General features: G+C 68.0%; 21 protein-coding genes. 13 read left to right on the forward strand and 8 right to left on the reverse strand.

The window, feature by feature from the left end; genetic code table 11:
* The first annotated feature begins 99 nt into the window (after positions 1 to 99).
* Positions 100 to 1,509, forward strand: coding sequence for a trypsin-like peptidase domain-containing protein (locus tag FVF75_RS04205; protein ID WP_148376538.1), 1,410 nt, complete (start codon positions 100 to 102; stop codon positions 1,507 to 1,509).
* Between the two features lie 77 nt (positions 1,510 to 1,586).
* Positions 1,587 to 2,195 carry a bifunctional nicotinamidase/pyrazinamidase gene (gene pncA / locus FVF75_RS04210; protein ID WP_148376540.1) on the forward strand — a complete coding sequence of 203 codons (609 nt, stop codon included), beginning with the start codon at positions 1,587 to 1,589 and terminating at the stop codon, positions 2,193 to 2,195.
* 98 nt (positions 2,196 to 2,293) lie between these two features.
* Here pncA and rpsU read toward each other — a convergent pair whose 3' ends face one another.
* A complete protein-coding gene (gene rpsU / locus FVF75_RS04215; RefSeq protein WP_148376542.1) occupies positions 2,294 to 2,500 on the reverse strand; it encodes a 30S ribosomal protein S21 in 207 nt (68 codons plus the stop codon).
* 109 nt (positions 2,501 to 2,609) lie between these two features.
* Between rpsU and FVF75_RS04220 the strand changes: the two genes are divergently transcribed.
* The 5 genes from FVF75_RS04220 (at position 2,610) to FVF75_RS17490 (ending at position 5,980) form a co-directional block, all read left to right on the forward strand.
* The gene (locus tag FVF75_RS04220; RefSeq protein ID WP_148376544.1) at positions 2,610 to 3,290 is read left to right on the forward strand and encodes a COQ9 family protein; all 681 of its coding nucleotides are present in this window, start codon (positions 2,610 to 2,612) and stop codon (positions 3,288 to 3,290) included.
* A gap of 2 nt (positions 3,291 to 3,292) precedes the next feature.
* On the forward strand, positions 3,293 to 4,279 hold the full coding sequence (locus tag FVF75_RS04225; RefSeq protein WP_148377341.1) for an NAD(P)H-quinone oxidoreductase: 987 nt from the start codon (positions 3,293 to 3,295) through the stop codon (positions 4,277 to 4,279).
* A 21-nt stretch (positions 4,280 to 4,300) separates the two neighbouring features.
* The gene (locus FVF75_RS04230; protein ID WP_148376546.1) at positions 4,301 to 5,275 is read left to right on the forward strand and encodes a quinone oxidoreductase family protein; all 975 of its coding nucleotides are present in this window, start codon (positions 4,301 to 4,303) and stop codon (positions 5,273 to 5,275) included.
* An 85-nt stretch (positions 5,276 to 5,360) separates the two neighbouring features.
* Positions 5,361 to 5,750, forward strand: coding sequence for an MAPEG family protein (locus tag FVF75_RS04235; RefSeq protein ID WP_187392971.1), 390 nt, complete (start codon positions 5,361 to 5,363; stop codon positions 5,748 to 5,750).
* Positions 5,751 to 5,824: 74 nt separating this feature from the next.
* Positions 5,825 to 5,980 (forward strand): hypothetical protein, encoded by a 156-nt coding sequence (locus FVF75_RS17490; RefSeq protein WP_187392972.1) that lies wholly within the window; start codon positions 5,825 to 5,827, stop codon positions 5,978 to 5,980.
* On the opposite strand, the gene FVF75_RS04240 is transcribed toward FVF75_RS17490, so the two are convergent.
* Positions 5,977 to 6,603, reverse strand: a complete 627-nt coding sequence (locus FVF75_RS04240) for a ribonuclease T2 family protein (protein ID WP_148376550.1) — start codon at positions 6,601 to 6,603, stop codon at positions 5,977 to 5,979. The two genes, FVF75_RS17490 and FVF75_RS04240, sit on opposite strands and share 4 nt — an antisense overlap.
* Positions 6,604 to 6,735: 132 nt before the next feature.
* Between FVF75_RS04240 and FVF75_RS04245 the strand changes: the two genes are divergently transcribed.
* Both FVF75_RS04245 and FVF75_RS04250 read left to right on the forward strand, forming a co-directional pair.
* Positions 6,736 to 7,482, forward strand: a complete 747-nt coding sequence (locus tag FVF75_RS04245; protein ID WP_148376551.1) for a DUF1013 domain-containing protein — start codon at positions 6,736 to 6,738, stop codon at positions 7,480 to 7,482.
* Positions 7,483 to 7,605: 123 nt separating this feature from the next.
* Positions 7,606 to 8,178, forward strand: coding sequence for a DUF4453 domain-containing protein (locus FVF75_RS04250; protein ID WP_187392973.1), 573 nt, complete (start codon positions 7,606 to 7,608; stop codon positions 8,176 to 8,178).
* Here FVF75_RS04250 and pbpC read toward each other — a convergent pair whose 3' ends face one another.
* The gene (gene pbpC, locus FVF75_RS04255) at positions 8,179 to 10,221 is read right to left on the reverse strand and encodes a penicillin-binding protein 1C (protein WP_148376556.1); all 2,043 of its coding nucleotides are present in this window, start codon (positions 10,219 to 10,221) and stop codon (positions 8,179 to 8,181) included.
* The gene (locus tag FVF75_RS04260; RefSeq protein WP_148376558.1) at positions 10,221 to 15,656 is read right to left on the reverse strand and encodes an alpha-2-macroglobulin family protein; all 5,436 of its coding nucleotides are present in this window, start codon (positions 15,654 to 15,656) and stop codon (positions 10,221 to 10,223) included. The genes pbpC and FVF75_RS04260 overlap by 1 nt, the downstream gene beginning before the upstream one ends.
* Before the next feature lie 151 nt (positions 15,657 to 15,807).
* On the opposite strand from FVF75_RS04260, the gene FVF75_RS04265 reads away from it, so the two are divergent.
* Positions 15,808 to 18,027 carry an ATP-binding protein gene (locus FVF75_RS04265; protein WP_148376560.1) on the forward strand — a complete coding sequence of 740 codons (2,220 nt, stop codon included), beginning with the start codon at positions 15,808 to 15,810 and terminating at the stop codon, positions 18,025 to 18,027.
* Here FVF75_RS04265 and yaaA read toward each other — a convergent pair.
* The 4 genes from yaaA to FVF75_RS04285 all read right to left on the reverse strand — a co-directional run bounded on the left by yaaA (position 18,024) and on the right by FVF75_RS04285 (position 22,072).
* Positions 18,024 to 18,782, reverse strand: coding sequence for a peroxide stress protein YaaA (gene yaaA, locus FVF75_RS04270; RefSeq protein ID WP_148376561.1), 759 nt, complete (start codon positions 18,780 to 18,782; stop codon positions 18,024 to 18,026). The genes FVF75_RS04265 and yaaA overlap by 4 nt on opposite strands.
* Before the next feature lie 14 nt (positions 18,783 to 18,796).
* Entirely contained in the window at positions 18,797 to 19,600 is an 804-nt protein-coding gene (locus FVF75_RS04275) for a hypothetical protein (RefSeq protein ID WP_148376562.1), read from the reverse strand.
* Between the two features lie 56 nt (positions 19,601 to 19,656).
* Positions 19,657 to 21,708 (reverse strand): DNA helicase RecQ, encoded by a 2,052-nt coding sequence (gene recQ / locus FVF75_RS04280; RefSeq protein WP_148376563.1) that lies wholly within the window; start codon positions 21,706 to 21,708, stop codon positions 19,657 to 19,659.
* Between the two features lie 61 nt (positions 21,709 to 21,769).
* The gene (locus FVF75_RS04285; RefSeq protein WP_148376565.1) at positions 21,770 to 22,072 is read right to left on the reverse strand and encodes a YggT family protein; all 303 of its coding nucleotides are present in this window, start codon (positions 22,070 to 22,072) and stop codon (positions 21,770 to 21,772) included.
* Between the two features lie 142 nt (positions 22,073 to 22,214).
* Between FVF75_RS04285 and FVF75_RS04290 the strand changes: the two genes are divergently transcribed.
* From FVF75_RS04290 to FVF75_RS04300, 3 genes are read left to right on the forward strand one after another with little or no spacing between them, the layout of a single operon-like run.
* Positions 22,215 to 23,585: an MFS transporter gene (locus FVF75_RS04290; protein ID WP_148376567.1), complete on the forward strand. Its 1,371-nt coding sequence runs from the start codon at positions 22,215 to 22,217 to the stop codon at positions 23,583 to 23,585.
* Positions 23,582 to 24,508, forward strand: a complete 927-nt coding sequence (gene mepA / locus FVF75_RS04295) for a penicillin-insensitive murein endopeptidase (protein WP_148376568.1) — start codon at positions 23,582 to 23,584, stop codon at positions 24,506 to 24,508. Before FVF75_RS04290 ends, mepA begins: the two co-directional genes overlap by 4 nt.
* Positions 24,481 to 25,374, forward strand: a complete 894-nt coding sequence (locus FVF75_RS04300) for an esterase-like activity of phytase family protein (protein ID WP_148376570.1) — start codon at positions 24,481 to 24,483, stop codon at positions 25,372 to 25,374. The genes mepA and FVF75_RS04300 overlap by 28 nt, the downstream gene beginning before the upstream one ends.
* Positions 25,375 to 25,389 lie beyond the last annotated feature (15 nt).

The raw sequence follows: 25,389 nt of genomic DNA on the forward strand, positions 1-25,389 counted from the left end.
TGGCTGGCCGAATCCGGCCGGATCGCGCAGGATAGCGTCCAATGCCTTGATTTCGCGCCGACCCCCGCCAAATTCATGCACAAAGCGTAGGAGAACTGAATGACCCGGATCGTCCAGACGCTGGCCGTGGCCGTCCTGACCCTGTTGCCGTTCGGCGTTCATGCCGAAACGCGGGTGCCCGACGGCCTAGCCGAGATCAACCTGACCTTCGCCCCGGTTGTCGACCGGGCCGCACCGGCGGTGGTCAACATCTATGCCACGCGCCTGGTGGCCGAGCGCACCAACCCGTTTTTCGACGATCCGTTCTTTCAGGACCTGTTCCGTGATTTCGGCCGGACCCGGCCGCGCGAACAGAATTCGCTGGGGTCGGGGGTGATCGTCGGCGGCGGGCTGGTGGTGTCGAATTTCCACGTCGTCGGCAATGCCACCGATATCCGCGTGGTGCTGGCCGACCGGCGCGAGTTCGTGGGCACGCTGGTGATGGCGGACGAAGAGGCCGACCTTGCGGTGATCCGGCTGGAAGGGGCCGAGGCGCTGCCGTCGCTGGAGCTTGCCGATTCCGATGCGCTTGCGGTCGGCGATCTGGTGCTGGCCATCGGCAATCCCTTCGGCGTCGGGCAGACGGTGTCATCGGGCATCGTCTCGGGGCTGGCGCGCACTGGGCGAGGTGGTGGCGCCTTCAACGCGGGCGGCTATTTCATCCAGACCGATGCGCCGATCAACCCGGGCAACTCGGGCGGCGCGCTGGTCGACATGCAGGGGCGGCTGGTCGGGATCAACACCCAGATCGTCACCCGTTCGGGCGGGTCGAACGGCATCGGCTTCGCGATTCCCGCCAACCTCGTGGCGCGTGTCGTGGCCCAGGCGCGCGACGGGGCCACAAGCTTCGAGCGGCCCTATGCCGGGGTCGAGGTGCAGCTTGTGGATTCCGATATCGCCGAGGCGCTGGGCCTCGATCTGCCGCAGGGCCTCTTGGTGCGCGACCTGTCGCCCGCCAGCCCCTTTGCCGAGGCCGGTGTCGTGCCCGGCGATGTGATCCTGTCGCTGGGCGGCCATCCGGTGAACGCGCCGGGCGAGCTGACCTTTCGCATGTCGTTGCAGGAAATCGGTGCCGACACCCCGGTCAAACTGCTGCACAACGGGCAGGTCAGGACCGTCGCGGTCGAGATGCGGGCCATCGGCGATGTCGGGGCCGACCTGGGCGAAACCATGATGACCGTCACCGCACCGGGGCCGTTTCAGGGCCTTGTGGTGCAGGAAGTTACGCCGGAGCTGGCCGCCCGCTGGGGGCTGGTGCGCGGCCTGCAGGAGGGCGGCGTGATGATCGTCGGGCTTGGTGACGGCGCCCAGTCGCGGCATTTTCAGCCCGGAGATATCGTGAGTGAAATCAACGGAATGCCGATCCGGTCCCTGCAGGATTTCCGCCTTGCCACCGACACCGACAGCCGCACCTGGCGGGTGCGGATCGACCGGCGCGGCGGCCGTGTCTTTCTGACGTGGCGGGGCTGAGGCAGGCAGCGGATTTGGTGGAACATTTGCAGCGCGCGGGTGCTTGACCCGGCACAGCAACAGGAAAGGGGCCAGCCATGAAGGGCAACAGCGATGGCGCATTGATCGTGATCGACGTGCAGAACGATTTCTGCCCGGGTGGCGCGCTGGCGGTCGACGGCGGCGATGAGATCGTGCCCGCGATCAACCGAATCTCGCGCGATTTCCCGGTGCGCGTCTTTACCCAGGACTGGCACCCGCCCGGGCACGGTTCGTTCGCCTCGTCGCACCCGGACAACGGACCCCATGACGTGATCGACATGCCCTACGGCAAGCAAGTGCTGTGGCCCGATCATTGCGTGCAGGGCACCGATGGCGCGGCGTTCCACGAAGACCTGCACACCGAACCCGCCGACATGATCCTGCGCAAGGGGTTCCGGCCCGAGATCGACAGCTATTCGGCGTTCTTCGAGAACGACCAGACCACGCCGACCGGGCTTGAGGGCTATCTGCGCAGCCGTAGCGTCACCGACCTGACGCTGGTCGGGCTGGCGACGGATTTCTGCGTGGCGTGGTCGGCGCTCGACGCGATCAAGCTGGGCTTCAAGGTGACGGTGCTTTTGTCGGCCTGCCGGGGCATCGACCTCGACGGCTCGCTGGAAGAGGCGATCATCACCATGAAAGACGCGGGCGTGGTGCTGGTCTGACGCCGGATTTCGGCCCCGGGCAACGAAAAACCCCCGAGAAACTCCCGGGGGTTACCGTTGACGGGCAAGCCCGCCGCTTTTTTCCGTGGCTCAACGCCTCAGAGAAGGCCTTCGCGCTGCGCTTTCTTGCGCGCCAGCTTGCGCTGACGGCGGATCGCCTCGGCCTTTTCGCGCGCTTTCTTGACGGAGGGCTTCTCGAAATGTTGCCGAAGCTTCATCTCGCGGAAGACACCTTCACGCTGCAGCTTTTTCTTCAGAGCACGAAGCGCCTGATCGACGTTGTTGTCGCGAACGGATACCTGCATGTGGTTGTCACCACCTTTCTAGGTTTGAGTTTGCAGAATTGCAGGAACCGCGCATATAGCAAAGCCCCGGCCCCTTGTCCACCTCCCTGCGGGGTGGCATGGTCGCGCCATGACCGATCAAGACAGACTTCTGGACGCCGCCCTGACCCACGCCGTTTTCGATGGCTGGAGCGACAGGACACTGGCCGCCGCCCGGGCCGAATGCGGCATGACCGAGGCCGAGGCCAAGGCGATCTTTCCGCGCGGCGCGGTCGACATGGCGCTGGCCTATCACCGGCGCGGCGATCTTCGGATGGTGACGTTGCTCGAGGCCGAAGACCTGTCCGCGATGCGCTTTCGCGACCGGATCGGCCACGCGGTGCGGTTGCGGCTGGAATTGGCCGACAAGGACCTGGTGCGCCGGGGGCTGAGCCTTCTGGCCCTGCCACACCATGCCGGTGAGGGCGCGCGGGCGCTGTGGAACACCTCCGATCTGATCTGGACGACCCTGGGCGACACTTCGCGCGACATCAACTGGTACACCAAGCGCGCGAGCCTGTCGGCGGTCTATTCCTCGACCGTGCTGTTCTGGCTGGGCGACACCAGCGAGGGCAACGCGGCGACCTGGGCCTTTCTCGACCGGCGCATCGACAACGTGATGCAGTTTGAAAAGGCCAAGGCGAAGTTTCGCGACTCCAAGCTGGCGGATGCCTTCCTGAAGGGGCCGGGGCGCATCCTTGATACGATCCGCGCGCCGGGCGAGGGGCGCGAGGATTACCCGGGCCGCTGGCATCCGGAGGACAAGGCGTGAGCCTGCCCGAGACCATGCGCGCCATCGAGATCGCGCGGCCCGGCGGGCCGGAGGTGCTGGTGCCCTGCACAAGGCCGGTGCCAGAGCCGGGCGCGGGCGAGGTGCTGATCAAACTGGCCTGGGCCGGGGTCAACCGCCCCGACGCCCTGCAACGCGCCGGAAGCTATGCCCCGCCGCCCGCCGCCTCGGACCTGCCGGGGCTCGAGGGCGCGGGCGAGATCGTGGCGATCGGGGCGGGCGTCGGCGGCTGGGCGGTTGGCGATCAGGTCTGCGCGCTGCTGCCCGGCGGCGGTTATGCCGAATATGTCGTGACACCGGCGGCTCATGCCCTGCCGGTGCCGAAGGGCATGGGGCTGAAAGAGGCCGCCTGCCTGCCCGAAACCTTCTTCACCGTCTGGTCCAACGTCTTCATGCGCGGCGGGCTGAAGGCCGGTGAGCGGTTCCTGGTGCATGGCGGGTCGTCCGGCATTGGCACGACAGCGATCCAACTGGCCCGTCTGTTCGGCGCGCGCGTTTTCACTACCGCCGGGTCGGACGAGAAATGCGCGGTCTGCCGCGAGCTTGGCGCCGAGGTGGCGATCAACTACCGCGAGGCGGATTTCGTCGAGGTCGTGCGGGCCGAAGGCGGCGCGAACCTGATCCTCGACATGGTCGGCGGCGACTATATCGCGCGCAATATCAAGGCGTTGGCGGATGAGGGCCGGATGGTCCACATCGCCTTCCTCGCCGGTCCCAAGGCCGAGGTGAACTTTGCCCAGATCATGGCGCGGCGGCTGACCGTCACCGGCTCGACGCTGCGGCCGCAATCGGACAACGCCAAGGCACGCATCGCGGAGGAACTGCGCGAAAAGGTCTGGCCGCTGCTCGACGCCGGCCGCCTCGGCCCGGTGATGGACAGCGAGTTTGCGCTCGAAGATGCCGCGAAGGCGCATGAGCGGATCGAGGATGCCAGGCATATCGGCAAGATCGTATTGAAAGTGGCGGGGTAGGCCCGCCGGGGAGAATCCACCATGGCAAGAACCGTCATCATCGAAGACTTCGGCGGCCCCGAGAACCTGAAACTGGTTGAGCGTGATCCGGGCGCACCGGGCGCGGGCGAGGTTCGTATCCGGCACGAGGCGATCGGGCTGAACTTCATCGACGTGTATCAGCGCACCGGGCTTTACCCGCTCGACCTGCCGCATGCGCTGGGCATGGAGGGCGCGGGCGTGATCGAGGCGGTGGGCGAAGGTGTGACCCACCTCAAGCCCGGCGACCGGGCCGCCTATGCCTGCAATCCGCCGGGGTCTTACAGCGAGGCGCGGGTGATGCCCGCCTTTCAGGTGGTGCCGCTGCCGGATTCCATCGGGTTCGAGACCGCCGCGGCGATGATGCTGCAGGGCATGACGGTGGAATACCTGTTCCACCGCACCACGCCGTTGAAAAAGGGCGATACGGTGCTGTTTCACGCCGCCGCCGGGGGTGTCGGGCTGATCGCGTGTCAGTGGGCGAAATCCGAGGGCATTCGCCTGATCGGCACCGCCGGGACGGATGCGAAATGCCAACTGGCGCTGGATCATGGCGCGGATCATTGCATCAACTACAACACCGAGGATTTCACCGCGCGGGTGCGCGAGTTGACGGAGGGCAAAGGCGTCGACGTAGTGATGGATTCGGTCGGCAAGGACACCTTCGAAGGCTCGCTCGACAGTCTCAAGCCCTTGGGCATGATGATTTCCTTCGGCAATGCCTCCGGCCCGGTGCCGCCGTTCAACCTTGGCATCCTCGGGCCGAAAGGCAGCCTCAAGATCACACGTCCGTCCCTGTTCACCCATATCGCCGACCATGACACCTGCCAGGAGATGGCCGGGCACCTGTTCGACAAGGTGGCCTCGGGCGAGGTCAGGATCGAGATCGGCCAGCGCTACGCACTGGCTGACATTGCCCAGGCGCACCGCGACCTCGAGGCGCGCAAGACCACGGGATCGACCATCATCCTGCCCTGACCGCGCGCTGCGGCATCTTGGCCGCGCGCTTGCCCCGGCCGGACCGGACGGGCATATGCGTCTGGCGACAATGACGGAGGGCGCGATGACGGGTTGGATTTTGGCGGTGCTGGGGTTGTTCGTGGTGCAGACGTTCCTGCCGTCCGCGATGCGCGCGCGCTCGGGCGAGGACGAGCAGATCGCCTTTCTGCGCAGCAACCGCGATGCCCGCCCGCCCGCGCCGGTGATGGCCGGCCGGATGGAACGCGCGCTTGGCAACATGCTCGAGGCGCTGCCGGTATTCCTGCCGCTGGCGCTGCTGGCCGAGATCAGGGGCATCGAGGACGGATGGGCGCTGACCGGCGCTGCGGTCTTCTTCTTCGCGCGGCTGGCCTATGTCCCGGCCTACGCCATCGGCATCCCGCTGCTGCGCTCGGCAGTCTGGACGGTGGGCCTTGCCGGGTTGGTGATGATGGTGGTGGGGGTTCTCGGCTGATCGCGCTCGGGTTCACGGCGAACCGTGTTACTCTGGTCGAACTGGCGCGGCGGGGCGCCTGAAAGGAGAGGCGGATGTCGGAAAAGATCGTGAAGGTTCAGCTCTCGCTGGGGATGCTCTGGTTCACCGGCTGGCTGTTCAGCCTGGGGTTTCTTGGGCTTGGGTTCTGGACGGGGCTTCTGGCGCTGATCGTCTGGCCCTACTACCTAGGGGTCGGGCTGGCCGGTTAGCGAATCGGCTCCAGCAGCGCGTCGGACAGGGTGCAGTCGCGCGCCACATCGGCGCCGCATGCCCGTGGCTCCAGCGACCGGGTCAGGCATATGCGGGCCTCCTGGATGTGGCCCGCCTTGCAGGTGACGGTGATCATGTCAGGGGTCAGGTCGGGATTGGCCTCGAGAAACGCCGCCTCGATCACCGAGGCAGGCAGGCGCACGGCACGGTCCAGCTTGCGCAGCACCTCGGGGCGCTCGATGCGGCCCCATGCCTCGCGCGCCAGGCGGTAGTAATCCTGGGCCGCCAGCCCGGAGCAGACCCCGTGTTTTTTCCATTGATACCAGGCCGCACCGCGCGCGCCGAACAGGTCCGCCTGGGCCGCGGTCATGGCGCGTGACGGGGCGCGCGCGTTGGTGGGGCAATAGCTTGGCCAGCCGTCCTCATACTGCGGCCACAACCCGTGCACGACCCAGCCGAACCCAGCGCCGCATTGCTCGGCCCCGCGCGCCGCACCCTCGAGCGCGCACCAGTTGGGCGACCATGACAGCGCCAGCACGTAATAGTCGAAATCGCCCGCCCGCTCGCCCTCGGCATGGGCCGGGGCAGCGAGCGACAGCCACAACAGGATCAACCAGCGCATTTTCTCTTTCCTCACCGCCGCCGCCGCACTATATAGCGCCCAAGTTCCCCGACAACGGTAACCCGCCCGCCAGTCAAGCCGCTGAGGGCCGCCCGCAAGGGCCCGGGGAAGATGTATTCGAAGGAGTGCCTTATGGACAAACCGATCATGGCGAAGGCCACCGCAGTCTGGCTGGTGGACAACACGACGCTCAGCTTCAAGCAGATTGCCGATTTCTGCGGCCTGCATGAACTTGAGGTGCAGGGCATTGCCGATGGAGACGTGGCGGCCGGCGTCAAGGGGTTCGACCCGATCGCCAACAACCAGTTGACCCAGGACGAGATCGACGCAGCGGAGGGCGACCCGGCGCGCAAGCTCAAACTCAAGTTCAACCCCGCCGCGGTGGGCGAGGAAAAGCGTCGCGGCCCGCGCTATACGCCGCTGTCCAAACGGCAGGACCGGCCCAACGCGATCCTCTGGCTGGTCAAGTTCCACCCCGAGCTGACCGACGGCCAGATCGCCAAGCTGGTGGGCACCACCAAGCCGACCATCCAGTCGATCCGCGAGCGCACGCACTGGAACATCTCGTCGATGGAGCCGATCGACCCGGTGGCGCTGGGCCTGTGCAAGCAGACCGAACTTGACGCCGTGGTGCAGAAAGCCGCCGCCAAGAAGGCCGCCGCCGGCGAAGTGATGTCGGACGACGAACGGCGCAAACTGGTCTCGACCGAGCAGAGCCTGTCGATGGACACCGAGCCGAAGATCCCGACCGCCATCGAGGGGCTTGAGACCTTCACGCTGGGGGGCAGCGACGACCGCAAGAAGGACGAAACCCCAGACGCCGACAGTTTCTTCAACCTGCCCGATGACGACGGCGACGAGGACGACGACGACAAGTAGGCCTCGCATCCGCGCCGGTTACCAAGCCCCGGCCAAGTGCCGGGGCTTTTCGCTGGTGGCGACGAAATGCCGGATTGCGGCGGTGCGGGCGGTCTGGAACACTTCGGGAAAGGAGGCCAGACCATGAAAACACTTTCCGCCGCCATCCTCTTTGCCCTCGCCGCGACACCGACGCTGGCGCAGGAGGAGCATTGCAACGACTACTGGTTCGCCCGCAATCAGCTTTTCGACCGGGCCGGCTATTGTTTCTCCTCACCGCTCGGCAAGGCGATCTTCGACAACACCGGCTGCATCGGCAAACAGGTGACGCTGGAGCCGGGCGGCGCGGAATTCGTCGCCTTCATCAAGTCGATGGAGGCCGATCTTGGCTGCAACGTCGACACCAACGCCACCTGGCTCGACTTGCCGAACATCGGGATGCGAATGCGGCTCGAAGTCGTGGTGGCGCGTTCGGAATTCGCCAGCGGTTGCCTTGGCTGGCGGGGCGGACCGATCGAATTGCGCGTCGGACCGCGATACGGCGCCGAGGTTCTGGGCGTGGTGCGTCCGGGCGACGATCTGATCTGGGAATACGAGGCGGCGCAATGGCCCGATGGCTGGAGCTTCATCTCGGTCCACAAGGACGCGCAGGAGATCGGCATGGGCTGGACCAATGCCTACATCGACGAGACGTTCTGCACGACCACCGCCGGCTGATCACCTGATTTCCACCTGCGCCCGCGCCGCGCGGCCCTCGGCGTCGATCACCGCCAGGCTGACGTGGCCGGGCATCAGCGAGATGTGGCTTTCGCGCAGGTGGCTTCCGACCAACACGGGCGCGCCGTTGGCGAGCAGCGTGAAGGGCGGTTTGCCGTCGCGGATCTTGACCACCAGCGGGCCGCCGCCGGTCTCGATCAGTGCGCCATCGGGCGGAAACGCCAGCGACGGGTTGCCCTCTGCCGGGCCGAACACCGCACCGCGTGGGCGGAACGCGCGCAGCGGCGCGGGCAGGGCGGCGGTGGACAGCATCAACGTGGCCGGGGGTGGCGGCGGCAGCGGGTCGAGCGCCGGTTTCACCCGGGAAAAGACCTCGAACAGGATCGGCGCGGCCATGTCGGCCCCGAAGGCTCCGGGCACCGGGGTTCCGTCCGGGCGGCCCATCCAGACCGTCACCACGTGCCGCCCATCGAACCCCACCGCCCAGGTGTCGCGGTGGCCGTATGAGGTGCCGGTCTTGTAGGCCAGCCGCGCGCGCGGTGCATTGGGCGGCGGCGGCATCCCGGCCAGGATATGCCCGACCTGCCATGCGGCCTCGGGCGAGACGATGCGCGGCGCGGCGGCCTCATCCAGCCCGGCACGATAGCGCAGCCCCACCGCCCCACCGCCATTGGCCAGGCCTGCATAGAGCCGGGTCAGATCCTCGGGCGTGATCCCGACGCCGCCCAGCGAAATCGCCAGCCCCGGCGCGGCATTGCCCGGCAGCACCGGCGCGGTGCCCGCGCGCTTCAACCGGGCCAACAGCCGCGCCGGGCCGATCTCCGAGGTCAGCATCACCACCGGGATGTTGAGCGACAGTTGCAGCGCCTCTGTCACCGTGACCGGGCCGCGATAGAGCCCGTCGAAGTTCTGCGGCGCATAGCCTCCGAACCGGATCGGGCGGTCGTCGATCATGGTCTCGGGGTGCGCCAGCCCATCGTCGAAGGCCATCGCGTAGACCAGCGGTTTCAGGGTCGAGCCGGGCGAGCGCAGGGCCGTGGTCATGTCGACAAAGCCCTGCCGGGTGTCGGCGGAGTATCCGGCAGAGCCGACGCTGGCCAGCACCTCGCCGCTGGTATGATCGGCCACGATGATGGCAATCGACAACGCGCCGCTACCATGATCGGCCACCGCCCGCGCCGCCAGCGCCTCGAGCCGCATTTGCAGGTCGCCGTCGAGCGTCGTCAGGTGGACGCCGACGCCCGGGGCGTCGCGCAGCGCGCGGTCGGCCAGGTGCGGGGCCAGCGACGGCATCTCGCGCCGCGCGGTCGGCACCGGCTCGCCCTGCGCCGCCTCGGCGGTGTCAGGCGCGATCACCCCGGCGGTGACCATGCGCGCAAGCACCCGGTCGCGCGCCGCCCGCGCCACGTCGGGGTGCCGGTCGGGACGCCGCGCCTCGGGCGACTGCGGCAGCGCGACCAAGAGCGCCGCCTGCGCGGGCGTCAGCCGCCCCGGTTCCTTGCCGAACCAGGCACGGGTGGCGGCGCGCAGCCCCTCGGTGTTGCCGCCATAGGGCGCGCGGTCATAGTAGAGCGCGAGGATCTGGTCCTTGGTCAACCGCCGCTCCAGTGCCAGCGCCACGCGGATCTGGCGCAGCTTGCCGGAAAGCGTGCCGGTCGGCCCGTCCTCCAGCAGCCGCGCGGTCTGCATCGTCAGGGTCGAGGCCCCCGACACGATGCCGCCGTTGGTCACCGCCTGCCCGGCGGCGCGCAGCATGGCGAGGGGGTCGACGCCGGGGTGAGAGCGGAACCGCTTGTCCTCGTAGGCGATCAGCATGTCCGTGAACAGCGGATCGACATGGTCCGGATCGGCGGCCAGCCGCCAGCGTCCGTCGGCAACGGTATAGGCGCGCAGAAGGGTGCCATGCCGGTCGAGCACTTCGGTCGAGGTTTCGACCGAAAGCGGCGGCAGATCGGTGGCGGCGACCCAGTTGTCCAGCCCGTCCCGCCCGAGCGCACCGGCCCAGAGCAGGACGGCGAGCAGGAAAAGCTCGCGCGCGCGCATCACTCGCGCACGATCACCGATCCCGCCTCGCCGGTGGCGCGGTAGGTCGGGCGATACATGTCCTCGACCAGCGGCGCCGGGTGGTGGAACGTCCCCGGCGTCACCGCGCGCACGATATAGGCCAGCCGGAACGCCTTGTCCGACGACCAGTTCACCGCCGCGATGAACCGGTCCTGCCGGAACTCGGTGGTTTCGGTGTCGTTGGTCAGTTGCAGCCATTCCAGCGCCGCGATGTCGCCGCCCCGGATCAGGTTCGGGTTGTCGATCTCGAACCCCGCAGGCAGCGGGTCGGACACGATCAGCCGCCCGTCCGAGCGCCCCCAGGGCGTCACGGTGATCAGCGTCACCAGCCGCGTGCCCTGTTCGACCTCGGCAATGTCCGCAGGCTCGCCCTCCATGGTGAAGTAGCGCCGTTCGATCCCGAAGCCGTTGCCACCCGCAGGCTCAGGCACCAGCGGCACGCCGAAGGTCGTCACCGTCAGGTCGGTGGCGCGGGTGCCGTCATTGGCGATCACCCGGGGCACCGCCAGTTGGGCGGGGCTCATCACCTCGACCAGCGGCCCGGTCATGGCGCTGCCGTCCAGCGTCAGGCCCTGCGCGGTGCTGTCAGTCAGGAGCGCATTGGCGGCCAGAAGCGACCAGGTCGCCTCCTGCGTCGAGAGCCACTTGTCGCCACGCGCCACGCGCGCCAGCAGCGCCTCGCGGTCGAGCGCGTCCGACCCGGCCTCGACCGCCAGCGTCAGAACCGCGGCGGCGTCGCGCAGGTTGGTGCCGTAGTCGTCGCGCCAGACCTGCCCTTCGTCCGAGGTGCCCTGAAGCTGCGAACTGGCGCGGGCGAACATCGCGTCCGCCCGGCTGCTGTCGCCGTAGGATGCCAGCGCGGCGCCAAGCTGGGCGAGCGCCAGCGGCGTGGTGAAGGCGCCCGCCTTGATGTCGGCATAGTAGCGCAGATCGCCCATCGCCGCCGCACCCTCGCGCGCTAGCACGTAGAGCGCATAGGCCAGATCGCCGCCGCCCTCGTCGAACTCCGGGTAGTAGTTCACCCGGTTGCGCAGGTTGTCCATCGCCGCGCGGAACGCGGTGTCGGGCACGTCATAGCCCTGCGTGCGCGCCCGCCCGAGGAAGTCGCTGACATAGGCATCCAGCCACAGATCGCCCGAATCCGGCCGCCACAGCCCAAAGCTGCCGCCCGACGACTGGTTGGCCAGCACCGCCGTCACCGCCTTCTGGATGCGGTCGGGCAGGTCGGCGCGATCCGACAGCCCCATAGCTTCGGCGATCCCGCCCATGTAGAGCAGCGGCAGCGCCCGGCTGGTCTGCTGTTCGGTGCAGCCGTAGGGGTAGCGGTCAAGCTGGTCGAGCAGCCCGGCCGCGTCGATCCGCGCCAGCGGCCCGGCGGTCAGGGTGGCCCGCGCCGAGCCGGGGCGCAGCCCGTCGAAGATGTCGCGGCCAAGGGTCAGGCTGTTGCCCGGCGCCAGCGACATGCGGCTGGTGCGGGCAACCTCGGGGTCGAGGCTTTCGACCGGCAGGTTAAGCGTCTTGGTCAGGCGCGTGCCATCGGGCGTGACCAGTGCGAGGTCGATGGTGAATATCCCCTCGGCGTTCACCCTGATCGGCACCGACAGGCGCGCGGTGCCAAGCTGTTCCAGTGCGACCTTGCGCAAGAGACTCCCCCCGGCAATCACGACGCCGTCGGAGATCGCCGACAGTTCCATCTCGCCCGCTGGGCCCTTCGCATGGGTGATCTCAAGCAGCATCCGGGCCTCATCGCCGGGGGCAAGGAAGCGCGGCAGAGAGGCGGTGACGACCACCGGGTCGCGCACCAGCACATCGGCCTCGGCCTGACCGACACCGGTGTTTGACCAGGCGACGGCCATCAACCGAACGGTGCCGTTGAACTCGGGCAGGGCGAAGGTGACGCGGGCCTTGCCGTCGATCACCTCGACCGGGCCCGAGAACTGCGCCATCAACTCCTCGGTCGGCGGCGGCGCGTCCATGCGCATTTGCGCCATCGCGTCACCGCCCGAACGGATCGCCCCCATTTCGCCGGTTCGCCCGTCGATCAGGCGGCCATAGAGGTCGCGGATGCCCATGCCCAGACGCCGCTGGCCAAAGTAGTGGCTGGACGGATCGGGCGAGGCAAACGAGGTCAGGTTTAGGATGCCGACATCGACCGCCGCCACCGTCACCCAGGCGGTGTCGCCATCGACAACGCCATCGACGTTGACCGTGATCTCCAGCGGCCCGCGCGGCTGCGCCTCGGCGGGCGCAGTCAGGCTGGCGGTCAACTGGTGGTCGCCGGGGTCGACGCTGGCGTGGGTCAGGCCCAGCGCACGGGTCGGCGCGCGTCCGGTCGCGTCGTCAAGCGGGCGGATCAGCGTCGCGGTGACGTAGGCCCCCGCGCCCCAGGCGTCGGTGACGGGCAGGGTGACGGTGTTTTCGCCCTCGGTCGCGTCGACCGCGACCATGTCGATCAGCCGGTTCGACACCACGGTGATCAGTGTCTTGCCGGCGCTGCGCGGCACGAAACGAAGCGTGGCGGTGTCGCCCGGCGCGTAAGCCTCGGCGTCAAGCGAAACCTCGAGCATGTCCGGCGTCGTCGCCGCATCCGCCCCGCCATACCAGCCGGCGTAGAAGTCCACCGACGAGGCCAGGTAGGCCCCGTCCGCGCGGCTGACAACCAGTTCGTATTGGCCCCAGTCGACCGGCGCGGCCACCTCGACCGGGGTTCCGCCCAGCGTGGCCTCGCCCGAGGCGATGCGGGTGCGGCTGGTGGTCGGTTCCCAATACCAGCTGCCGCTCGAGCGATACCATTGGTAGTCGGTGACGATGCGGTTCAGTTCCCAGGTCACGTTCATCGCGGTCGGGTTCAGGTCGGTGCCCAGCGCGATCAGGCGGAAGGTGGCCTCGGACCCTTCCGACAAGGCCCCGTCAAAGCCGGGCCTGATGCCGATCATCGGCCCGTCCGGCATGATGTCGCGGGCCAGCGTGCGCTCGACCGGGCGGCCCGAGCCTTCCTTGACCCGGATCGCGATATTGGCGGTCAGCGGCACGCCCGCGACATCGGCGCTCGGAAAGCTGATGGGCAGAACGGCGCGGCCCTCGTCGTCGGTGCGACTGTCCGCGATGCCGCCCCATTGCGTCTGCATCCGGGCGTCGTGACGGCCAAAGCGATAGCCCGCCCAGCCGTCGACTTCGGTGGCCTGGCTGAGACGGATCTCGCCCTCGATCTCGAGGTCGGCCCCCGGCGCACCGAACAGATAGCGCGCGTCAAGCGTCAGGTTGGGCCGGTCGGCAAGCGTCAGGGGCCGGTCCTCGGGCAGGGCCAGGGTGAAGTCGATCCGCTCGGGCAGGAAATCCTCGACCAGGAAGGTGGTCGAGGCCAGCGCAGGCGCATCCGGGTCGGCGTGCAGGTCCAGCCGCCAGGTGCCGCGCGGCGCGTTGCCCGCGACCGGCAGGTTGAAGACATGCCCGCCGGCGCCCACGCCGCTGGACAGGTGGCGCGAATATTCGACGCCATCGGGGCGGAACATCACGGCGGTGACCGGCAGACCCTCGATGGCCTCGGCGGTGCCGTCACGGGCCAGCGCGGTGGCGTTCACCACTTCGCCGGCGCGGTAGGCGCCCCGGTCGGTGGTCACGAAAAGGTCGATCGGCGGCGCCGCCGGACGCCCCTCGACCCCCCGGTCGGACAGGTCGAACTCGGGCTCGGTCAGCGACAGAAAGGCGATGTCGTCGCCGGTGCGCACCACCACCAGCGCGGGCGCTGCGGCGCCGCGACCGGCGGTCTGGCCAGCGATGAAATGGGCATAGCCGTTCGGGTCGGTCTGGACCTCGCCCAGGACCGCGTTGGTCGATGACACCAGTTCGACGCGCGCCCCGGCCATCGGCTCTGCCGACCCCAGCGCGCGGGCAAAAACATGCAGCCCGTCCGCCCCCAGCATCGTGGTGACGCCGATGTCCGAGATCACGAACCATTGCGTCGCAGGCGGGCTGTCCCACTGGTCGACCCCCGGCACCGAGGCTTGCAGCACGTAGATGCCCGGCGGCTGATCGCCGATGGCCTCGCCGATCGGCAGGCGGGTGGTCACGTCGACATTCAGTTCCGTGGCGATCTCGGCGGTGCCGGTCCAGATCGGCTCGGCCAGCGCCTCGGTGAAATAATCCGCCTCGTAGCTGTCGAGCGAGCGCCCGAAATAGTTCTCGTGGAAGGTCTGCACCAGGTTGCGATCGCTCAGTCGCGCCAGCGTCAGGTCGATCTCGGTGACGTTCACCCCGACGATGGGCAGCCCGGCATCCGGTGTCGCCGGCAGCACGTAGGCCCGGCCCGGGAAATGCACCGAGGCGGTGCGGTCGCGGACATAGAGGTTGAGCTGCACCGGCTTGACCAGCATCTCGCCCGATTCCGAGGGCAACCCGGCGCGCAGCGTCAGCGCGTAACGCTCGCCGTGGGTAAGCCCCTCGACGCAAAGCTGCTGGCCCGAGGCCTCGACCGCCAACCCGGTGATGTCGGACTGCACGAACGGCGCATAGTCGACGCCGGTGGGCGCCAGCGCCTCCGAGAAGGTGGCGCAGATGCGCGGGCTGGCGGCATCGCTGTCGACCGTCGAATCGGTCACGCGAAAACCGAACATGCCGATGGCACGGTCCAGCGCCGCATCGGTGTCGTTGCGCGGATCGGCGGCCTGTGCCAGCCGCAGCGCCGGGATGGTGTCACGCCCGCGCCCGATGGCCTCGAGGGCGGTGGCCATCTCGATCAGCGCATTGGCCTGCTGCGGCGCGATGCTGCTGCGCAGATAGCCGTTGATGGCGGCGTCCAGTGCCTGGCGGAACAGCTTGTTCTTGTCGCTCGAATTCTCGCTGTTCTGCGCCGCCGCGTTCGACAGGCGGGCGTATTCGATCCAGTCACCGGCGGCATCGGTGATGACCGTGGCCGCCGCCATGTAGCGCATCGCCGAGACGATGTTGGCCTCGGCCTCGGCCTGCCGCGCGTAGTTGACCAGATCGACCGGGTCGAATCCGCCCGAGACGAAATCATGTGGCAGGCGGCGTGCCGCGCGGGTGGCGGCGGAAAGGTCGGAGGCATAGAGGAAATCGAGGTCTTCGGCCCGCGCCTGTGCCCCTGCGAGCACGGACGACGGCACCGGCACGACCTCGGCCGAGAAGGCGCCGGCATAGGGTTCCTGCGCACCACGCCGCTGTTTCAGGAAACAGGCGTTTGAGCGGGTGTTGTAGGTGTAGGCGCCGCAATCGTCATTGGCGAAACAGGCGTTTTCGCAGGCCTGCAGGGTCGTGTCGAAGATCGACTGCAGGTCGCCGCCGGGGAAATCCATGTCCCGAAACAGGATCACCCGCTTGTCGGATACCGGGTTTTCGGCCAGCGCCATCGAGGTAAAGCCAAGACAGAACGCGATGAAAACGAAAAACGTGCGCATGGGAACCTCCTACCAGCCTGCCGCATGCTGACACGTGGGCCGGATTCGGGCAACGGCGGCGTGTGAATCGCCCGCGCCGTTAACCGGACGTTCACCCCGTTTTGGCAATCTCGCGGCAAGGGGCAGAATGCCCGGCTGCACGGAGACGGAAATGATGCGGGAAAACCTGCTGACCGAGGAACGGCGCGCGCGCATGGCGGCGGAACGATTGCTGGCGCAGAAAGAGGCCGAGTTGCACGAGGCCAACCGCAAGCTGTCGCGCCATGCCGTCGCACTGTCGGAAGACCTTGTCGAAACCCGTGGCGTGGTCGCGGTGGTCAAGGACGAAAACACCCGCGTGCGCGCCGATCTCGAACGCGCCAACGAAGAGGTTTCGATCGCCAAGCGCAGGCTGTGGAACTCGATCCAGTCGGTGCGCGACGGGTTCGCGGTGTTCGATGCCGACAACCGGTTGGTGATCGCCAATGCCGCCTACCTTGCGCCGTTCGACGGGCTGGAGTGCATTCGCCCCGGCGTGCACTACGAAGAGGTGGTCGAGGCGCTGCTGGCCGAAGGCATCGTCGATATCGAGCATCGCACACCGGCGGAATGGCGCGCCGACATGCTGGCGCGCTGGCATTCGCCCGCGCCCGCCCCCGAGGTCATCAAGCTGTGGGATGGCGCCTTTATCCGGCTGGTCGAACAGCGCGCGCCGGGCGGCGATACCGTCTGCCTCGGCCTCAACATCACCGAGGCGATGCAGCGCGAAGAGGCGCTGACCGAGGCCACCGAAAAGGCCGAGGCCGCGAACCGCGCCAAATCCGCCTTTCTCGCCAACATGAGCCACGAGATCCGCACGCCGATGAACGGCGTCGTGGCAATGGCCGACCTGATGGCCGAGGGCGATCTCGACGACGAACAGCGGCTCTACGTCGACACCATCCGCAATTCAGGCCAGGCGCTTTTGTCGATCATCAACGACGTGCTGGACTACTCCAAGATCGAGGCCGAGAAACTGGTGCTCAGGCCGGAACCCTTCGACCTCGAGCACACCATCCTCGACGTGTTTCGCCTGCTGCAACCGACGATCCGCGAAAAGAACCTGCATGCAACGCTGGACTACGACATTTTCCTGCCGACCCGCTACGAAGGTGACCCGGTGCGCGTGCGCCAGGTGCTGACCAACCTGATCGGCAACGCCGTCAAGTTCACCGCCGAAGGGCAGGTGCTGGTGCGGGTCGTCGGCGTGCCCGAGGGCACCGGGGCCGATCGGCTGCATATCACCGTCGAGGACACCGGCATCGGCGTGCCCGCCGACAAGCTCGACCACGTTTTTGGCGAGTTCAACCAGGTCGAGGATGAGCGCAACCGCAGCTATGAGGGCACCGGGCTGGGCCTTGCGATCACCCGCCAGCTTGTGGAGCTGATGGGTGGCCAGGTTTGGGTCGAAAGCGACGAGGGCGTCGGCTCGTGTTTCGGCATCAGCCTGCCGATGCCGGTGGCCGAAACCACCGATCTGCCGCCGCTGCCCACGGGGCTGACCCGGGCGCTGGTGGTCATGGAAGACGGGCTGGACCGGACCATCCTGGAACGCCGCCTGATCGCGCTGGGCCTTTCGGTGCGTTGCGAGGTGGCTGGTCAGGGTGCGGAGGGTCCGGCGGACGTGGTGTTTGCCGAGGCGGGCGCCGACCTGCCGGATCTGCCGGGTATCCCGGTGATCGCCGTGGCCCGCCCGGACCGCCCGGCCCCGGAGAGCGACAAGGCCACGACGGTCCTTCGCCTGCCCATCGCGCGCCACGACCTGACCTCGGCCCTCGCCGCGCTCGACCCCGCCGCATCGGCGCGAGCCGCCGCCACGGATGCCCCGCGCGCGGATACTCCCGTCACCGCCACGCCGGTCTTCGGCTCGGTCCGGCGCCGCGCGCCGGTCAGCCCGCCGGATGGCACCGGCGCGCAGCCCGCGCCGACCGCCGGCACCGCACGCCGGATGCGGGTCCTGATGGCCGAGGACAACAAGACCAACCGGCTGGTGTTTTCCAAGCTGGTGAAAACCCGCGACCTCGAGCTTGCGTGGGCCTGCAACGGGCACGAGGCGGTCGCCGCCTTCGAGGCCGGGCCGGTGCCCGACCTGATCTTCATGGACATCTCGATGCCCGGCATGGACGGCAAGGAAGCCACCCGCAAGATCCGGCAGATCGAGGCCGACAAGGGCCTGCCCGCGACCCGGATCGTGGCGTTGACCGCGCATGCGATGCAAGGCGATGGCGACGAGATCATGGCGCATGGCCTCGACGCCTATCTGACCAAGCCGTTCGACAAGGCCGCGATCCTGTCGGAAATCGACGCCGCCTGCCCGGCAGAGGCCCGGACCATCGCGCCGGAACTCGCCTAGATGCCGCGCAGGAACACGGGCCGGTCGGGTGTGCTCATCTGCGGCTGGAAGCGGTAGCCGCCGCGGTCGAAATCCGCCAGCCCGCCGGGGTCGGTCAGCCGGGTCTGCACGATGAACCGCGCGATCGCGCCGCGTGCCTGCTTGGCAAACACCGCGACGATGCGGGGGCCGTTCGCGTGGTCTTCGAGAAACACCGGCGTGATGACCCGAAGGCCCAGCGCGGCCCGGTCGGCGGCGGTGAAATACTCGACCGAGGCGCAGTTGACGAGCGTGTCGGTGTTCAGCGCGCGCGCCTCCTGCGCCAGCCGGGCCGCGATCTTGTCGCCCCAGAACTCGTAAAGGTTGCGCCCCCGCGGATTGGCCAGCCGCGTTCCCATCTCCAGCCGGTGCGGCGCGATCCGGTCGCGCGGGCGCAAAAGGCCGTAAAGCCCGGACAGGATGCGCAGGTGGCGCTGGGCATAGTCCAGCTCATCGGGGTCGAGCGAGGCGGCCTCGAGCCCGGAATAGGTGTCGCCCGCAAACAGCTCGACCGCCTGTTTCACGCCCTCACCGCTGCCGAACGCGGCAAAGCGCGTTACGTTCAGCCGGGCCAGCGCGGGCGACAGGTGCATCAGCCGCCCAAGCGCCTCGGCATCCAGTGCCCCGGCAATGTCCGCCAAGGTTGCAGCCTCGTCCGCAAACACCGGCTCGGTGCCGCCGGGCGCGCGCGGCGGGGTTTCATCCAGCCGCTTGGCGGGGGAGACGACGATCAGCATCGGGGTTCGGCCTTTCAGAAATCCATCAGTTCGGTGACGGTCGCGGCGTCGAACAGCGGGCCTTCCGCGGCGCCATCGAGATAGATCGGCAGGTAACGTTGCAGCCCCGCGCGAATGTCGCCGCCGGTCAGGCCGACATAGTCTTCGTCCTCCCCGCGCGCGCGGTAGTGGTTGGCGAAATACTGTGCCGCATAGCCGGCGACCTCGTGACCCTCGCTGTCGCATCTCGTGGCCAGGAAAATCACCCGCGCCAGCATCTCGCCGCCATCGACGTTGTTGATCGCGTGGCGGGCCAGTGCCGAGGCCTCTTCGGCCGGGTAAAGCCCGCAGCCGATCTGTTCCAGTTCGCCGGGGATGAAAAGCTGTTCGTGGATGCCGCCGATCAGGAAATCCGACGACATCGCGAACATCAGATCCCAATAGGCGTCACGTTCGTCGGCGGTGGTCCATTCGATCCCGCTGCCGTCCGGGTCCTTCAGCGGCACCGGATCGAACGGGCCGGCCTCCATGCCGGTCAGGCGGACATTGGTGCGAAAGGCGTGCAGATGCGCGGTGAATCGGTCATTTTCCGGCGGTTCGAGCGCGATCCCGGCGGCTGTGAACATTGCCATGATCTGCCCGAGCAGCACCCGGTCGGGACCGCAGCCCTCGACCATCGTGTTCGCCGCCTCGCCCAGTTCCAGAAGTGGCACATCGGCGGCGCGGGCGCGTTGGGTCAGGTCGTAGAGTTGCTGGCTGGCATCGACCGGACAGCCGGCATCCTGCGCCCGGACCGTGGCGGGCAGGACAAGCAGCATGAGCGCAAGCAGTCGGATCATCGGGGCCTCGTGTCACAAGGGGGTGCGCGCCAGCCAAGCCGCCGGCGCACAAGGTGTCAAGCGTCGCCGGTGTCGGTCAGGATGGCCAGGAAGGCATCGCCGAAGCGGTCCGTCTTGGCCTCGGTCATGCCGGGGATGCGGGCCAGCGCGGTGGCGTCGGTCGGGCGGCGCTCGGCGATCTGACGCAGCACCGAGGGTGTCAGGCTCAGCGGTTTGCCGGTTCCATCCTCGCCGCGCGCCAGCCGGACCTGGGCCGCCTGCAACCGGTCGTAGAGCGGCCCGGCGTCCGATCCGGCCAACCGGCGGCGGCTCGGGTGCATATCGGCCTGTTCGCCCGCGATCACCTCGAGAAAGGCGCGGCCATAGCTTTCGAGCTTTTTCGCCCCCACGCCGGTAATCCCGGCCATCGCGTCCAACGTCGCGGGCCGGGTTTCGGCCATCTCGATCAGGGTGCGGTCGTTGAACACGACATAGGCCGGCACGCGCTGCGCCTCGGCCAGCGCGCGGCGCTTGGCCTTGAGCGCGGACAAGAGCGGCGCATCCTCGTCGGCGACCAGCGCGCGAACCACGGGGCGCGACTTGGCACGGGCGATGGAATCGCGGCGCAGCGTCACCGGATCTTCACCGCGCAGCACCGGATGGGCCTTTTCGGTGACGCGCAGCGCGCCGTGGCGGGCCGGGTCGGGGCGCAGGAAATCCAGCCCCATGATCTGACGAAACACCGCCTGCCACTGGCGGCGCGGCATGTCCTGCCCGACGCCCCAGGTCGGCAGCTTGTCATGGCCACGGTCGCGGATCTTGTCGGTCTGGGTGCCGGTCAGCACGTCGATCAGGTGCCCGGCGCCAAAACTCTCGCCGGTGCGCAGCGCGGCGGACAGCGCCTTCATCACGTCGATGGTGGCGTCGAAGACCTCGGGCGGCGTGTCGCAGGTATCGCAATTGCCGCAAGGCGCGGCATCTTCACCGAAATAGCGCAGCAGCGCCTGCCGCCGGCAGCCCTGCGCCTCGGCCAGGCCAAGCAGCGCGTTCAGCCGGCCATGATCGGCGGTGCGGCGGTCCTCCGGGGCCAGCCCCTCGTCGATCTGCGACCGGCGCAGGCGGATGTCGTCGGGGCCGAACAGGGTGAGCGTGTCGGCGGGTGCGCCATCACGCCCGGCGCGGCCGATTTCCTGGTAATAGGCCTCTATCGACTTGGGCAGATCGGCATGCGCCACCCAGCGGATGTCGGGCTTGTCGATGCCCATGCCGAAGGCGACTGTGGCGACCACGATCAGCCCGTCCTGCTGCTGAAACCGCCGCTCGACCTCGCGCCGGGCCTCGGCCTCCATCCCGGCGTGGTAATGCGTGGCGGTGTGGCCGGCATCCTCCAGCGCGCGGGCCAGCGTTTCGGTCTTGGCGCGGGTGGCGGAATAGACGATGCCGGACTGGCCCTTGCGCGCGGCGGCGAAGTTCAGGATCTGGCTGCGCGGGCTGTCCTTGACGGCGAAGGCCAGGTGAATGTTGGGCCGGTCGAAACCGCGCAGGAAGGTGCGCGGGGCGGTGCCGTCGAACAGCTTTTCGGTGATCTCGTCGCGGGTTTCGGCATCAGCGGTGGCGGTGAAGGCGGCGAGCGGCACGTCGAGGGCGCGGCGGAGCGCCCCGATGCGCAGGTAATCGGGGCGGAAGTCATGGCCCCACTGGCTGACGCAATGCGCCTCGTCGACCGCGATGAGGGTGGTGCCCGCGCGCTTGAGCAGGTTCAGCGTGCCGCCCGAGGCCAGCCGTTCGGGGGCCATGTAGAGCAGTTTCAGCCGCCCCTCGGCAATGGCGGCGAACACCGCGTCGGTCTCGTCGTCGGTATTGCCCGAGGTCAGCGCGCCCGCCTCGACGCCGACAGCCTTGAGCGCCCTTACCTGGTCGCGCATCAGCGCGATCAGGGGCGAGATCACCACCGTCACGCCATCGCGGATCAGGGCCGGAAGCTGAAAGCACAGCGACTTGCCGCCGCCGGTCGGCATGATCGCCAGCGTGTTCTCGCCCGCCGTCACGGCCTCGACGATCTCGGCCTGGCCGGGGCGAAAGGCATCGAAGCCGAAAACGGATTTCAGAAGATCGGTGTCGCGGGGCATGGCGTGGGAAAACTGCTCGTTGGTTGCGGGCAGATTCACACGCACGCCATGCGCGCGCAAGTCAGATCATCGCGTAGTAGTAATTCGCGATCAACTGGCGCAGGGCGAACAGGATCAGGATCACCACCAGCGGGGCCAGGTCGATCCCGCCCATGTCCGGCAGAAAGCGGCGGATCGGCTTGTAGAGCGGCTCGGTCAGCCGGTTCAGCAGATACCAGATCTGCCCGACCAGCGGCTGGCGCAGGTTGAGCACCTGGAAATTCACCAGCCAGGAAAAGATCACATGCGCGATCACGAGAAACCAGACGATCCCGATGATGGCGACGAACACCTGCAGCAACGTGGCGACGAGCGGGGAGAGCATGGGCGATCCTCGATTGTTCGACACTGACCTAGGGCGAAGCGCCCGCCTGCGCAAGTCCGCAAGCAGGCGCATCCCGAGTTGGCGCTTGCCCGGCCCCGGCTTTTCCTGTCATGTCACGGGCAAAACCGGGGAGGGCAGCGAAATGGCGGAGGTATCCGCGAAACGGCGGGTCTGGGGGTGGTGGTGGTTCGACTGGGCCAGCCAGCCTTACCACACCGTCCTGATGACCTTCGTCTATGGCCCGTTCTTCGCATCGGTTGCCGCCGCGTTCTTCATGTCGACCGGCATGGACGAGTTGGCCGCCGACGCCCGCGCGCAATCGGTCTGGTCGCTGGCGCTGACCGTGACCGGGCTGATCATCGGCTTTGGCGGCCCGATCATCGGCGCGCTGGCCGACAGTTCAGGGCGGCGCAGACCGTGGATCCTGGGGTTCTCGGTGCTCTACGTGGTCGGGGCCTGGATGCTGTGGAACACCCAGCCGGACGGCTCCAATATCTGGGCGATGCTGGTGGCCTTCGGGATCGGGTTCATCGGGGCCGAGTTCGCGCTGATCTTCGTCAACGCGCAACTGCCGGGGCTGGTGGCGGATGACGATGTCGGCAAGGTCTCGGGGTCGGGCTTTGCCTTCGGCTATATCGGCGGGTTGGTGGCGCTGGCGATCATGCTGCTGTTTTTCGCGGAACAGCCGGGCGGCAAGACGCTGATCGGGCTTTCGCCGGGCTTTGGCCTGCTCGATGCCGAGGCGTTCGAGGGCACGCGCATCGTCGGCCCGTTCGTGGCGGTCTGGTATGTTGTGTTCATGATCCCCTATGCGCTGTGGGTGCGCGACACCGGCAAGCGGGCCAAGACCTCGTTCTCGGTGGGAATGAAGATCCTCGGCAAGTCGATCCGGGGGCTGGCCAAGAAGAAAAGCCTGTCGGCTTTCCTGCTTTCGTCGATGTTCTACCGCGATGCGCTGAACGGGCTTTACGGTTTTGGCGGGGTCTATGCGACGCTGGTGCTGGACTGGCCGATCGTGCTGGTGGGCGTGTTCGGCATCGTGTCGGGCATGGCGGCGGCGCTGTTTTCCTGGCTGGGCGGCAAGGTCGACAAGGCGTTCGGGCCCAAGCCGGTGATCGTCGGCGCGATCCTGGGACTGAGTGCGGTGATCGTGGTGGTGATCTTCATGTCGCGCGAAAGCCTGTTCGGCGTTCCGCTGGCCGAAGGCTCGACATTGCCCGACATCGTCTTTTTCGCCTGCGGCGTGGTGATCGGCGGCATGGGCGGGACGCTTCAGGCCGCCTCGCGCACCCTGATGGTGCGCCATGCCGACCCGGAGGCGCCGACCGAAAGCTTCGGCCTTTACGGCCTCTCGGGCCGCGCCACAGCATTCATGGCGCCGGCGATGATCGGGCTGGTCACGACCTGGACCGGATCGGCGCGACTTGGCGTATCGCCGCTGCTGGGTCTCTTTCTTCTTGGCCTCGTTCTGCTAATCTGGGTGAAACCGGACGGCGAAAAAGGTCTGAGATGAGATCGAGCATACTTTCCCTTGCAGCCTCGGCGCTGGTGCTGGCGGGCTGCATGATCGGCGGCGGATCGGGTGGCGACGCGGGCAAGCCGCGCGCCTCGGCCTTTGGCGTGGTCTCGACCTCGAACCAGCCGGCCAAGCAACTGTTCGGGGCCGCGACCGTGCCGTCGGATCAGCGGCCCGAAAGCTTCGGCGGCTATTCCGCCGGCTGCGTCGCGGGCGCCGTGCAACTGCCTGAAACCGGCCCGACCTGGCAGGCGATGCGGCTGAGCCGCAATCGCAACTGGGGCCACCCCGATCTGGTTTCCTTCGTTCAACGGCTGTCGGCCAAGGCCGCGGCCCAACCCGGCTGGGCCGGGCTCTATGTCGGTGACATGAGCCAGCCGCGCGGCGGGCCGATGCTGACCGGCCATGCCAGCCACCAGATCGGGCTCGATGCCGATATCTGGATGCTGCCGCCCGACCGGCTGAACCTGACGGCGGCCGAGCGTGAAAGCCTGTCGTCGATCTCGATGCAGCGCGCCAATGGCGCCTATGTCAATTCGAGCTGGACGCGCCAGCACATGGAGGTGATCAAGGCCGCCGCCTCCGACCCCGCCGTGGCGCGCATCTTCGTCTTTGCCGGGGCCAAGGTGCAGATGTGCGAGGACGCGACCGGCGACCGAAGCTGGCTGAACAAGGTGCGGCCCTGGTATGGGCACCACTACCATTTCCACGTGCGGCTGAACTGCCCGGAGGGTGATCCGCGCTGCGTCGATCAGGCGCCGCCACCACCGGGCGACGGCTGCGACGATGCGCAAGCCTGGGTCGATCGCATCCTGAACCCGCCGCCCCCCGATCCGGACGCACGGCCCACACCGCCGCGCGGTCCGCTCACCCTTGCCGATCTGCCTGGCCAATGCACCGCCGTCTTGCGCTCGCAATAACCGCGGCGGTGCTGCTGACGCCGCTTGCAACAGCCCAGCCAGCCGATATCGCCACGTTTTCGTCGCGCCTGTCCTGGACGATGGACGACCGGCGCTTTGGCGGCTGGTCGGGGCTGGAGCTGTCGCCGGACGGCTCGACCTTCGTGATGGTCTCGGACCGCGCCAACATCCTGACCGGGCGCATCGAGCGTGACGAGAACGGGCTGATCACCGGGGTGCAGGCCGGCACGATCCGGCCGCTGAAATACACCACCGGCGGCGACCTGCCGCGTTATCACGACGACAGCGAGGGGCTGGCGATGGCCGCCGACGGGCGCATCTACGTGTCGTTCGAGTCGGTTCACCGGGTGGTGGTCTATGACAACGCGGTGGTCGAACGGGCCATCGACCTGCCGCGGGTGCCCGACTACGACTCGCTTCAGAACAACTCGTCGCTGGAGGCGCTGGCGATCGACGAGGACGGCGCGATCTACATCATCCCCGAACGCTCGGGCGAGATCGACAAGCCGTTCCCGGTGCACCGGCTGCGCGGCGAAACCTGGGAGACGCCCTACGAGATCCCGCGACGCGGCGAGTTCCTGGTGGTCGGCGCCGATATCGGGCCGGACGGGCGGCTTTATGTGCTGGAGCGCGCGCTGAGCTCGATGCTGGGCTTTTCCAGCCGGGTGCGCCGGTTCGACATGTCCGAGACCGCGCTGACCAATGAGACCACGCTGTTCACCTCGCCCGCCGGGCGGCACGACAACCTCGAAGGCGTGGCGGTGTGGCGCGATACGGCGGGCCACATGCGGGTGACGATGGTGTCGGACGACAATTTCCGCTTTTTCCAGACCACCGAATTCGTCGAATACGTGGTCCCGGAATGACTTGACCAAAGCGGT

The sequence above is a fragment of the Maritimibacter fusiformis genome (assembly GCF_008086115.1).
Taxonomy (GTDB): Bacteria; Pseudomonadota; Alphaproteobacteria; order Rhodobacterales; family Rhodobacteraceae; genus Muriiphilus; species Muriiphilus fusiformis.